The sequence below is a fragment of the Nostoc sp. CCY0012 genome (assembly GCF_963920855.1).
In the GTDB taxonomy this organism is placed as follows: domain Bacteria; phylum Cyanobacteriota; class Cyanobacteriia; order Cyanobacteriales; family Nostocaceae; genus Cyanocohniella.
Genome location: NZ_CAWUDM010000067.1, coordinates 21,512 through 33,574, shown reverse-complemented (window position 1 = coordinate 33,574; position 12,063 = coordinate 21,512). Strand labels below are relative to the sequence as shown.

Genomic DNA, 12,063 nt, shown 5'->3' with positions numbered 1-12,063 from the left:
CCCTTGTCCCCCTGTCCCCCTGCCCCCCTGCCTCTTCTACATCCAGCTGTACGCGATAAAAATTGGCTTGCACGGCTAGCACCGTACCAATTAACTGTCCGGTAGTAGAGATAGTATCTACTGTCATTGGGCAGTAACAGGACGGCGGACTAGCAAAGCAAAATAGCCCATGCAATCTGTAATTTGCTCAACATGATAACCTGCCATTGTCAAGCTATCAGGAACTTGCTCAATTGGTTCTCCAGAGTCTAGCCATACTTCCAGCAAACCTCCCGGCGACATTTTTTCCAGATATAATTTTGTTCGCACGAAGTTAATTGGACAAGGTGTGCCACGTAGATCAAGTTGAGCATCGGGAGATGAAAGGGAGGATAAAATCATTACTTAAATAGATTTCCCAAGAATCCTTCTAGACCACCTTTACCGGTACGGTCTCCCTTGATTTTAGCGAGCTTCTCTAGCAATTCTCTTTCCTCTGGGGTCACCTTGTTAGGAATATCAATTAATACCGTCAGCATATGATCTCCGCGACTGACAGGATTACCTAATCGTGGTACGCCTCTATTTTCCAGCTTCATCACTGTATTTGGCTGGGTACCGGCGGGAATAATCAATTCCACGGGCCCGTCTACTGTCTCTACCTCCAAACGACATCCTAAAATTGCTTGCAGGTAACTGACTTTAATTTCTGAGAGAACATTAATTCCATCCCGCTGGAATTCTTCATCTTCATTGACAAATAAGTAAACGTACAAATCTCCAGGAGGGCCACCACGTTGTCCTGCATCCCCTTCTTGGGAGATTCGCAAGCGTGTACCATTGTCCACTCCAGCCGGAATGGTAATTTTTAGTTTCTTGGGTACTTGATTTGTGCCTTTACCGTCACAAGCATCACACTTGTCTTCAATTACCATGCCCGTACCGTTGCAGGTGGGACAAGTCGAAACTTGAGTAAAGCTGCCAAAAGGCGTTCTCGTCACGCGGCGTACTTGACCCGAACCACTACAAGTTGAACAAGTACGCGGACGAGTTCCCGCTTTAGCACCGGAACCACCACAAACGTCACACACTTCTAAATGCGAAATGCGAATTTCCTTTTCGCCACCAAATACCGCTTCACGAAAGTCCAATTTTAGGTCTAACCTTAAGTCGTCACCTCGTACTGGCCCGCTGCGCCGTCTTTGTGTTGGGCCACCCACGCCGCTACCAGCAAAGCCACTGAAGATACTTTCAAAGATATCGGCAAAACCGCCCATATCCCCCATATCTTGGAAGCCTGCGCCAGCAGCAGCAGCGCCTGAAACACCAGCTTCACCAAAACGGTTATAACGCTCTCGCACATCTGGCTCAGAAAGCACTTCATAAGCGCGGTTAATTTCCTTAAACCGATCTTCCGCTCCCGGTTCTTTGTTCACGTCTGGGTGATACTTCCGGGCTAAACGGCGGTAGGCTTGTTTGATGTCTTCTTTGTCGGCGTCACGAGAGACACCCAGAATTTCGTAATAGTCGCGGGCCATATAACAAAGGTAAAAGTTAGGAGGAAGAAAGCAGAAGGCATTAAACGCCACAGTCATTTACTACCCTACGGTAAGCCGTATCCTGGAAAAGCGACTACCTGTAAAATTAAGGCAATCAGTCTGTTAACCCAAGGGTCAAAACTTTTTCAAGTTACTTGTTTTTGTAACGTAGTATCCTGAGTTGAGCGGCTTGCCGGAAGCTAGGTAGAAGGCAAAAATAAATTTTTATTATATATATTGATTTTACCTTTTACATTTGACAAAAATCACCAGCAAGTTGGAAGCAACAGTTACTTTCCTCATCAAATACAACAAAAGCTGCCAAAGTTAGGAGCAGAGCCTGTCTCTTTTACAATTGTGCTACTTAGCAGGGTCAAAACACGCTGATCAACCATTGGAGCTAGCCGTACCTCATGGTGCGGAAAACCCTCCAGATAAAATTTAAGCGTATCTGTACTGGTACACTGTCTAGCCCACGGCAATCAATTTGCTTTTATAATCTAGCAAAATTAGGGACTAGGGACTAGTGAAGTTTTGATTTACCTCCAACCTCTAGCCTCTAACTTCTCAAATTAATCTATTGCTTCATAATCAGCCTGTGCGGTACTTTCTTCATCAAAATCGAAGTTGAATTGAGGTATTATGGTGCCATTCATGGGTTGCTCTGATTCAGATGTCAACAGACTATCTGGAGCTTCTTCAACTTTTTCACTATCTTGGTCGTTAGCTCGATTATAGACATCAGCACCAATGGCAAATAAAGTTTCTTGGAAGTCATCTAAGCACTGTTGAAATTCTATGAGCGAGATGCTGGGATTTGTCATTACGGCTTGGAGTTGCGCGACTTTTTCGGTGGCTGAAGCTTTCATCTGCTCGCCAATAAAGACGCCGTTATCCTTTAAGGTGGATTCGTAACTGAATAAGAGATTATCTGCTTGGTTTTTGAGCGCAACTAGTTCTTTACGTTTTTTATCTTCTTCGGCAAATACTTCGGCTTCTTGCCGCATCTTTTCTACTTCGTTGGTACTCAAACCACCCGTATTGGTAATCCGAATACTTTGCTCTCGTCCAGTGCCTTTATCTTGAGCGGCAACTTTGAGGATACCGTTGACATCAATTTCAAAAGATACCTCTATTTGTGGGACTCCACGGGATGCAGGGGGGATTCCTGTCAGCAGAAATTTACCCAAACTCTTGTTATCCCTTGCCATTGCCCGTTCACCTTGGAGGACATGAATTTCTACTGATGTTTGTCCATCAACGGCAGTAGAAAACACTTGAGATTTACTGGTGGGAATTGTGGTGTTACGTTCGATAATTTTGGTAAATACCTCGCCTAATGTTTCAATTCCTAAAGACAAGGGTGTAACGTCTAGTAACAACAGATTATCAACTTCACCACCCAGTACCCCTGCTTGAATTGCTGCTCCCAGTGCTACTGCTTCATCTGGGTTAATAGAGCGATCGGGTGCTTTACCATGAAAAAACTTGACGAGGGCATTTTGAACTGCGGGAATGCGGGTGGAACCACCTACTAAAATAATCCTGTCTATGTCTTGTGCTTGGAGATCTGCATCTTTGAGAGCTTGAATCATCGGTTCGATGGTGGCTTCAATTAACCGCCCTGCCAGTTCTTCAAATTGAGCGCGGCTGAGTTCCATTTCTAGATGCTTGGGCCCACTCTCATCGGCAGTGATAAATGGCAAATTGATGGAGGTACTCGCCATGCTGGAGAGTTCAATTTTTGCCTTTTCTGCTGCTTCTCTGAGGCGTTGCAGTGCCATTTTATCGAGGGAGAGGTCGATTTCTTCTTCTTGCTGGAAGTGTTTGATCATCCAGTTGACAATAGAGTTATCAAAGTCGTCTCCGCCTAAGTGGTTGTTACCACAAGTTGCTTTAACTTCAAAAACTCCGTCTCCCAATTGCAGGATAGACACATCAAAGGTGCCGCCTCCCAAGTCGAATACTAAAATCAACTGTTCTTGGTCTTGCTTTTCCAAACCAAAGGCTAAAGCAGCCGCAGTTGGTTCATTAATGATTCGCAAAACTTCTAGTCCGGCAATGGTACCCGCATCTTTGGTTGCTTGTCGTTGAGCATCTGTAAAATAGGCTGGTACGGTAATTACTGCCTGAGTTACAGCTTCACCTAAAAAATTTTCCGCATCCTGCTTGAGTTTTTGCAGAACCATTGCGGAAATTTCTTGAGGAGTATAATTGCGTTCCCGAATTTGGACATCAACTGTATCGTCTCGGCCTTTGATACAGGTATAAGGCACGCGACTGCGTTCTGTTTCAGTATCTTCCCAGCGACGACCGATGAATCGCTTGATACTGTAAATTGTGTTTTCAGCATTAGTTACGGCTTGGCGCTTTGCCAGTTGACCGACCAAGCGATCGCCACCTTTCCCAAATCCTACAATACTAGGCGTGGTACGTCCGCCTTCGGAGTTGGAGATCACAATCGGTTGACCACCTTCCAAAACTGCGACGCAACTGTTTGTAGTGCCTAAGTCGATCCCAATAACTTTTCCCATACGTACAGTATTTTTACTGAGTGCTGCTGCCGTGATTTTTCGCGGACTATATTTTGTATGGGCTAAAGCTTACGATAACGTCTGTGGAACTCCTCTTGGGAGCAGTTGAAACACGGACTGTTGTTTAAGGTTGGCTTTTTGTGAAAAAGTTGCACCCTAGATGCAAGCTGCTATCAAAAGGAGGGCTGCAAAAGTCCGGCTAACTATCAACAGCCCTATCCTTTTTGAGATATGCGATGCTTGTTCTTAATAGAACCTAGGCACTTATGGTTAATTAGGCGAGCAACGACAGGTTAACTGTCAGCTGAACTCGACTGATCTTCCTGTGCAGGTGGTGCGTCTTCCTTAGGAGCAGCCACCTTGACCATTGAATGGCGCAGCACGCGATCGCCCAAATAATATCCGCGCACTAACTCTTCTAACACTGTTCCTTCCGGATGTTCATCCGTAGGTTCCCGCATAACTGCTTCATGAAGGTTAGGATCAAAGTCTTGACCTTCTGGACGCATTGGTGATACGCCTATGCGTTTGAGGCAATCCACAAGTTGTTTATAAACGCCTTGATAACTTTTGTGAATTGTCATCTCGCCATCGGTTTGTGGCTTGAGATGCGCTCGCGCCCGCTCGAAGTTATCGACGATGGGTAGCAATTCCAAAATCGTATTGCGTTTTGCCTGCACATCTAGCTCTTCTTTTTCCTTGATGGTGCGTTTACGGTAATTTTCAAAATCTGCCGCAATCCTCATATATTGAGTGTTACGCTCTTCTACTTGCGCTTTTAAAGAATCGATTTGTTGAGTCAATTCCGTCAAAGCTGCCGTTTCTATTTCTGTTTTATCTGTTGCAGCGACGCCATTTTCTGATGGAAGTGTCGTATCTCCCGATACATTGGTTGGGGTTGTCACTTGCTCAGTAGCCTCGCTGCCAGATTCATGGGAATTTATGTTGGCTGGGGAGTCGCTGTTCATTGCTTGCTTTACCTCTGTTGGTTCACCCAATTGTTGGCTGATATTGTTTACCTGTTTATTTTCGTCCATGATGTCTACTCATCCCAGATTGTTTTTATGGCAATATGTCACCACAGCCTATAACTGAGGCTAATTTTTTGCTGACATTTTTCTGGAAGTGATGTCACCGTTTTCATTATTGTGACAAATGGTGAACACCTTAGCGTAGACACCCCTGGGTCGGTATCCCGAACGAGTAGGTTAACACCAGGAATCAGCCTTAAAGAAGAGAGTCGCGTCCGATTATCTACCTCTCATCATTAGTCATAAGTCTGTTTTTTAACGAATTACACCGGAAATATCCCCAATTTCTCAATCTTATAATCCCTAGTAAATGAAGGCATTGAGAATTTGCTGCCCTCCAAATCTCATGAAGCTGCAAAAATTTTGACCTAAATTTACTCAGTGTCGATGAAAATTATTTACCCCAGCCTGGGAATACTGTAATCAGAGGTTTTCCCTACTCATTGCTCACCTATGACTTACTCGTCTCCACAACGGCGCAGTACCGCTTTAACTACAAGAACCGAGTTTTCTCCTTTTGGCAACAAGCTAGTCCAGTCTGGCTATGTCAATACCGAACAGATGCGTCAGGCGTTGATTGAAAGTCGCAAATCTGGCAGACCCCTGACAGAAGTGCTGGAGTCCCTCACCGGTCAACAACTATCACCAGAGTTCCTCAGACAGTATAAAAAACAGCAGTTATTTGAACTTAAAATACTATACGGTGTTGAGTTCCTAGATCCGGAAGTCAACAACATTGGCAATACCAGTGTAGGAAATCTCATTGAAACCCTCATACCAGCGGATATCTGTCGTCGTCATCGCTTGGTGCCATTATCCAAAAATGATGATCAAAACCCGCCCTGTGTCTTGGTGGCAATGGTCGATCCAGATAACCTCGAAGCTTCCGACGACCTCAATCGCATCCTGCGCCCCCAGGGTTTGGCTTTACAACGCATGGTAATTACCCAAGAAGATTACCAACAGCTAATTAACCAATATTTGGATGAATTAGCTGTGCGCCAAAAGCACATAGAAAAAGAAAAATTTACGGATATTAATCAAGATTTAGAAAATCTCAGTAATCTTGATCTAGAAGATGCCCCAGAAGAGATGGAGGCTGATTTAGGGGCAGCAATGAAGGGTGCAGAAGATGCCCCAGTCATCAATCTTGTGAACCGAATCTTGGCTAAAGCCTTACATGAAGGGGTTTCTGATATTCACATCGAACCTCAGGAAGAAAATTTACGCATTCGGTTTCGCAAGGATGGGGTATTGAGTGAAGCTTTTGACCCCCTACCGAAAAAAATTGTGGCCGCGGTCACTGCTCGATTTAAAATCATCTCCAATCTAGACATTGCCGAACGACGCTTACCCCAAGATGGACGCATCCGGCGGATGTTCGAGGGTCGTAAGGTGGATTTCCGCGTCAATACCTTGCCTAGTCGCTATGGAGAAAAAATAGTACTGCGGATTTTAGATAACTCTTCCACACAATTGGGATTGGATAAGTTAATTACTAATCCCGAAACGTTGCAGATTGTGCAGGATATGGTCAGCAAGCCTTTTGGGTTGATTTTAGTTACCGGGCCCACTGGTTCTGGTAAAACCACATCACTGTATTCGGCACTGGCAGAGAAGAACTCACCGGGAATTAATATTAGTACCGTCGAAGACCCCATTGAGTATAGTTTGCCGGGGATTACTCAAGTACAGGTAATTCGAGAAAAAGGGTTAGATTTTGCTACGGCTTTGCGGGCATTTTTGCGACAAGACCCGGATGTATTGCTAGTGGGTGAAACGCGAGATAAGGAAACCGCGAAAACAGCAATTGAAGCTGCCTTAACAGGTCACTTAGTATTAACTACTTTACACACCAACGATGCCCCTGGTGCGATCGCTCGTTTGGGAGAAATGGGGATTGAGCCTTTTATGGTGTCTAGTTCCTTAATTGGCGTGTTGGCACAACGTTTGGTCAGGCGTGTCTGTTCTGAATGTCGTATCCCTTATACTCCCACACCTGAGGAATTAGCTCGTTATGGTCTATCAGCTTCCCAAGATGTAGACGTAACTTTTTACAAAGCTAATACCTTGACATTAGAAGATATTACCGAAGCAAAAGCCCACAATCAGACGATTTGTCCAAAGTGTAATGGTTCTGGCTACAAGGGACGTTGTGGTGTTTATGAAGTTATGCGAGTTACGGAAAATTTGCAAACTTTAATCAACCAAGAAGCACCCACAGAACGCATTAAAGAAGTCGCCGTGGAAGAAGGCATGAAAACCTTACTGGCTTACAGTTTGGATTTAGTGCGTCAAGGTGCCACAACTCTCGAAGAAGTAGAACGGGTGACCTTTACTGATACTGGTTTGGAAGCGGAGTTAAAGGCCAAACGTAAGAGTGGTCTTACTTGTCGGAATTGTAGGGCCGAATTACAACCGGAATGGCTTGATTGTCCTTACTGTATGACACCTCGTTTTCAAGACTAAGAAATAGTCATGAGTTATGGCTTTTGACTAGGGAATTTGGATTCAACACATAAAACAAGGAGTGAGAACTATGGAAATGATGATTGAAGACTTGATGGAACAAATGATTGAAATGGGTGGCTCGGATTTACATTTATCCGCAGGTTTACCCCCTTATTTTCGTATCAGTGGCAAACTCACACCTATTGGTGACGAAGTATTGAGTGCAGACCAATGCCAAAGACTGATTTTTAGTATGCTCAACAATACCCAGCGTAAAACCCTAGAGCAAACCTGGGAGTTAGATTGTTCTTATGGTGTGAAAGGTTTAGCTCGTTTCCGGGTGAATGTTTATAAAGAACGTGGTGCTTATGCTGCTTGTTTGCGGGCTTTAAGTTCCAAAATTCCTAACTTTGAAAAATTAGGTTTGCCAGATGTAGTGCGGGAAATGTCAGACAAACCCAGAGGATTAATTCTGGTGACAGGCCCCACAGGTTCAGGTAAAACAACTACCTTAGCGGCAATGATTGACTTAATTAACCGCACCAAAGCAGAACATATTCTCACAGTAGAAGACCCAATTGAATTTGTTTACGAACCAGTAAAAAGTTTAGTCCACCAACGGCAATTGGGCGAAGATACCAAGAGTTTTGCTAATGCTTTGAAAGCAGCTTTACGGGAAGATCCAGATATTATTCTGGTGGGTGAAATGCGTGATTTAGAAACTATTTCTTTGGCTATTTCCGCAGCAGAAACTGGACACTTAGTGTTTGGTACATTGCACACTAGTTCGGCTGCACAAACAGTAGACCGGATTATTGACGTGTTTCCCCATGAAAAACAAACTCAGGTACGGGTGCAGTTATCTAACTCTTTAGTAGCTGTATTTAGCCAAACTTTGGTAAGCAAGAAAAATCCTAAACCTGGTGAATTTGGTCGGATAATGGCTCAAGAAATTCTCGTTGTTACTCCGGCTATTTCTAACTTGATTCGAGAAGGTAAAACATCACAAATTTATTCGGCTATCCAGACTGGTGGCAAATTGGGTATGCAAACTTTGGAGAAGGTTTTAGCTGATTTGTACAAAGCTGGAACTATTTCTTTTGAAGCAGCAATGTCTAAAACTTCTAAGCCAGACGAAATTCAACGTCTTATCGGCACTGCTGCACCCCCCACAGGTGCAAAAGGAGTTGCTAGAGCGCATTAAACTTATAGTGAATTTTAGATTTTAGATTTTTTCATCCTAGCCTGAAATCCAAAATTCCCACTGCCAATTTGGATGAATTTTTCCATTAGCTAATTTTGAATTACATAATTTATGCCAACATTTGTCGCCCGTATTCGGGACTCCCAAGGAAAATCCCGAAGGGAAAAAGTTGTCGCTGAATCCTTGTCACAAGCCCGTACCAATCTTAGACAGCAGGGTTTTGTGGTTCAAGATTTGAAGCAGTCTCAAAGTCTTGCCAGCTTTGATTTGAAAAAGTTTCAAACGTCAATGACTAAAGTATCCGTTAAGGATAAAGCTGTCTTTTCTCGCCAATTTGCTGCTTTGGTGAATGCAGGTGTAGCAATTGTCAGAAGTTTAGGGGTACTATCCGAACAATGTAGCAATCCTAAATTAAAACAAGCACTGGTTGACATTAGTAATGATGTGCAAAGTGGGATGAATCTATCAGATTCCATGCGTAAACATCCTGACTGTTTTGATGGTTTGTATGTGAGTATGATTCAGGCTGGTGAAGTTGGTGGTGTTTTAGATGAAGTACTAAATCGTTTGGCTAAGTTGTTAGAAGATGTAGCCAGATTACAGAACCAAATCAAATCAGCTTTGTCTTATCCTGTAGTTGTGGGATTTTTAGCAACGGCTATCTTTGTGGGTATGACTGTTTTTCTCATTCCCATTTTTGCCAACATTTTTAAAGATTTGGGAACAGAATTACCAGCCCTTACCCAATTTTTAATGACGTGTAGTGAAATATTGAGAAGTTGGTGGGCCTTCGTGGTTATTGGTAGTTTCGTAGCATTTGTAACTGCTTATAAGCAATATTACAAAACACCAGTGGGTCGGATAACTATTGACCGTCTTTCTTTAAAAATGCCTTTGTTTGGTGATTTGATCCAAAAATCATCGGTTGCGCGCTTTAGTCGTACATTTGGCGCTCTGACTCGTTCAGGTGTACCGATTCTTACTTGTTTAGAAATTGTGCGGGATACATCAGGAAACCAAGTGGTTGCTAACGCCATAGATGGCGCACGTTTAGACATTCAACAAGGTGGAGTGATTAGCTTGGCTTTGCAAAAAGATGAAGTGTTTCCGGCTATGGCAATTCAGATGATTAGTATTGGCGAAGAAACTGGTGAATTAGATGCGATGTTAATGAAAATTGCTGATTTCTATGAAGATGAAGTTGAACAGGCTGTTAAGGCACTAACTAGTGTTTTGGAACCACTGATGATTGTGGTTTTAGGGGGTATGGTGGGTACGATTTTGTTAGCAATGTATTTGCCTATGTTTAAAGTGTTTGAAACTTTGGGATAGGTAATGAGAATTTATGAGTTTAGAGTTAGGAGTTAAAAGTTTTTATTCCTAACTCTTAATTTATGAGTGGGAAATTTTATTTTTAGGGTCTGATCTCGACTTTATCCATTTTAAATTCAATCAAGCAGCGTAAACAGCAATATCTCTCAAATACTCAAATAAAACGGAGGACTGAAGTCCTCACTCTTCGAGTTCGTTAGTCGCTCATGGGGGAGACCCCCAAGACCGCGCTAACTCACTACAAACTTTTAATTATTTATTTAATGAGCTATGCATGTGCAAAAATCTGATTATGAAGTGAGCTTGGCAGAGTATAGTAATAATTTAGCTGCGATCGCCTTACTCAAGGAGCATCGACCATATTTAGAAATGATTCCTAGTCTGCGTCGTCCAGATGAGAGTGTAATTACCATTCCCCTGCCTATTGTCCGTCTCCGCAGCGCTACAGATTTACAGGCAACTTGTCTACCCTGTGATGTGGCAATTTTAATGTGCGATCCTGAGTGGAAAATCAAAACTGGAGTGGAAATTTTACTTTTTATTCATCGTCCCCACGAAGATTTTTCTGATTTATTAGGACGTTGGCGAAAAACTCAAGTTTTGCTGGATAAGGATTATGAGTGGTTGATGCCTCACCGCCACAGTCATATTTTAAGTGAAGGGGCTAATAGTATATATCCGCTATTTGTACTTTTTGGTGAAACATCTGAACGTATCCAACGGGGTCTTGTGGGCGCGGAACTACCATTTATTATGCAGACGCAATGGTTGGTTGAGGAGAGTGAGGAGGGGCTAACCTCTAGCCCCTAGCCTCTTACTTCACAAACTGGGGCATAATTTCCGCAGCCGTAAAGATACCGTAAACACCACGCTGGTGTAGTTGTTGACCAGCTTTGAGATAGCCGAAGGCGGGGCCGCAGACATTGGCTGCCATGCTGGTTTCATCTCCTAAAGTAAAGGTGTGGGTGGAGATTTTACCTTCAAAGGTGCGTCCTGTAACTTTAACGTTAGTACTGAGGGGTTTTTTGGGATTACGAGTATCCACTACTCCGCCAACTGTAACGCGATCGCGTGAACAAATACCGGCAAATTCTAACATTACGTCATCGGCGTGTTCCATATTTTCTAAGGTCAGCACGCCATTGGTTTTATCTAGTAGCGCTTCTACTTCTGCGTCAGTCATCGCCCTAGCTGCTTCTACTGTGTAACCAGGCATATGTCCAATGTCTTCCCGAACGGTGGCGCGGTAAGCTTCCCAGTTGGCAATCCCTACACCAAAGGTAATTTCTACTTTGTGAATTTCGGCGTAGCTTTGGGCGGCTAAAGCGGCGGCGGCGGTTAATAGTCCAGGTGTTGCACCACATCCTGTCATGTAGGTAATGCCGGCTGCTTGCAGTTCTGCTTTCATCGCCAGGAGTTGTTCTACGGCACTAGTACGCTTAATAGCATCTACCAAAACACCCCGCCAACCGGATTGAATAAACGCTTGGGCTACCGAGGGAATAAAATCATTTGGCAGGTTGGGTAAAGCAAGGAAATACCCATCTACAGGTTGACTGGTAGCAATTAAATCTTGAATGCTGTTATTGCTTAATGTGCCAACTGGTTCTAAATAACCAACGGAACCTTGAGATTGGTAGGTTTTAATGCATTGTTCGGGATTTAAGCCTTCGGTAGAGTATGCGTAGCCTTTTTGGTCTGCGGCTGCGACTAAAATCATTTCCCGTTTACCAGCTAGGACTTTAGCGGCTGCTTGTCCTAGTCCGCCGAAACCTAAAACTCCTACACGTATCGCTGGCCCAATATTTGCTGTATTCATAGTCAATTACTTACGTTGAATCACAAGCCTTCAGAATTTACCATCTCAGCTTGTAGCTGATGGCGATCGCTTAAAGCTTTAAATGTTAATTATGCGTTATTATCCTGGTTTCTTCTCCAACCAGATTCGTATTTTTACCAGAAATTGTTGCTGATTTATTTGGGCTTCAGCAAAT

Annotated in this window: 9 protein-coding genes and 1 pseudogene; 4 read left to right on the top strand and 6 right to left on the bottom strand. The window is 43.5% G+C overall.

Going from position 1 to position 12,063, the window contains the following annotated elements:
• The 5 genes and pseudogenes from ACM0OS_RS18850 to grpE form a co-directional block, all read right to left on the bottom strand.
• A pseudogene (locus ACM0OS_RS18850) lies at positions 1–127 on the bottom strand (ribosome small subunit-dependent GTPase); the annotation flags it as partial.
• Complete coding sequence (locus ACM0OS_RS18845) at positions 124–381, bottom strand: sulfurtransferase TusA family protein (protein WP_414544726.1); 258 nt, start codon at positions 379–381, stop codon at positions 124–126. The gene ACM0OS_RS18845 and the pseudogene ACM0OS_RS18850, both read right to left, overlap by 4 nt.
• Complete coding sequence (gene dnaJ / locus ACM0OS_RS18840; protein ID WP_414544730.1) at positions 381–1,517, bottom strand: molecular chaperone DnaJ; 1,137 nt, start codon at positions 1,515–1,517, stop codon at positions 381–383. The genes ACM0OS_RS18845 and dnaJ overlap by 1 nt, the downstream gene beginning before the upstream one ends.
• A 572-nt stretch (positions 1,518–2,089) precedes the next feature.
• On the bottom strand, positions 2,090–4,051 hold the full coding sequence (gene dnaK, locus ACM0OS_RS18835; protein ID WP_414544725.1) for a molecular chaperone DnaK: 1,962 nt from the start codon (positions 4,049–4,051) through the stop codon (positions 2,090–2,092).
• Between the two features lie 293 nt (positions 4,052–4,344).
• A complete protein-coding gene (grpE, locus tag ACM0OS_RS18830; RefSeq protein WP_414544729.1) occupies positions 4,345–5,091 on the bottom strand; it encodes a nucleotide exchange factor GrpE in 747 nt (248 codons plus the stop codon).
• Positions 5,092–5,535: 444 nt separating this feature from the next.
• Between grpE and ACM0OS_RS18825 the strand changes: the two genes are divergently transcribed.
• From ACM0OS_RS18825 to ACM0OS_RS18810, 4 genes are all read left to right on the top strand, one after another.
• Positions 5,536–7,551, top strand: coding sequence for a GspE/PulE family protein (locus ACM0OS_RS18825; protein ID WP_414544724.1), 2,016 nt, complete (start codon positions 5,536–5,538; stop codon positions 7,549–7,551).
• 70 nt (positions 7,552–7,621) lie between these two features.
• Entirely contained in the window at positions 7,622–8,737 is a 1,116-nt protein-coding gene (locus ACM0OS_RS18820; protein ID WP_414544723.1) for a type IV pilus twitching motility protein PilT, read from the top strand.
• Positions 8,738–8,848: 111 nt separating this feature from the next.
• Entirely contained in the window at positions 8,849–10,069 is a 1,221-nt protein-coding gene (locus ACM0OS_RS18815) for a type II secretion system F family protein (RefSeq protein ID WP_414544722.1), read from the top strand.
• A gap of 270 nt (positions 10,070–10,339) precedes the next feature.
• Positions 10,340–10,879, top strand: coding sequence for a hypothetical protein (locus ACM0OS_RS18810; RefSeq protein WP_414544721.1), 540 nt, complete (start codon positions 10,340–10,342; stop codon positions 10,877–10,879).
• Positions 10,880–10,883: 4 nt separating this feature from the next.
• On the opposite strand, the gene bioU is transcribed toward ACM0OS_RS18810, so the two are convergent.
• Complete coding sequence (bioU, locus tag ACM0OS_RS18805; protein ID WP_414544720.1) at positions 10,884–11,888, bottom strand: (S)-8-amino-7-oxononanoate synthase BioU; 1,005 nt, start codon at positions 11,886–11,888, stop codon at positions 10,884–10,886.
• Positions 11,889–12,063: the final 175 nt, after the last annotated feature.

What these genes read in the sequence shown, in the direction of transcription:
- ACM0OS_RS18825 (WP_414544724.1), top strand. Translation starts at nt 5,536, where the DNA reads ATGACTTACTCGTCTCCACAACGGCGCAGTACCGCTTTAACTACAAGA.
- ACM0OS_RS18845 (WP_414544726.1), bottom strand. Translation starts at nt 381, where the DNA reads ATGATTTTATCCTCCCTTTCATCTCCCGATGCTCAACTTGATCTACGT.
- ACM0OS_RS18815 (WP_414544722.1), top strand. Translation starts at nt 8,849, where the DNA reads ATGCCAACATTTGTCGCCCGTATTCGGGACTCCCAAGGAAAATCCCGA.
- dnaK (WP_414544725.1), bottom strand. Translation starts at nt 4,051, where the DNA reads ATGGGAAAAGTTATTGGGATCGACTTAGGCACTACAAACAGTTGCGTC.
- bioU (WP_414544720.1), bottom strand. Translation starts at nt 11,888, where the DNA reads ATGAATACAGCAAATATTGGGCCAGCGATACGTGTAGGAGTTTTAGGT.
- ACM0OS_RS18810 (WP_414544721.1), top strand. Translation starts at nt 10,340, where the DNA reads ATGCATGTGCAAAAATCTGATTATGAAGTGAGCTTGGCAGAGTATAGT.
- dnaJ (WP_414544730.1), bottom strand. Translation starts at nt 1,517, where the DNA reads ATGGCCCGCGACTATTACGAAATTCTGGGTGTCTCTCGTGACGCCGAC.
- ACM0OS_RS18820 (WP_414544723.1), top strand. Translation starts at nt 7,622, where the DNA reads ATGGAAATGATGATTGAAGACTTGATGGAACAAATGATTGAAATGGGT.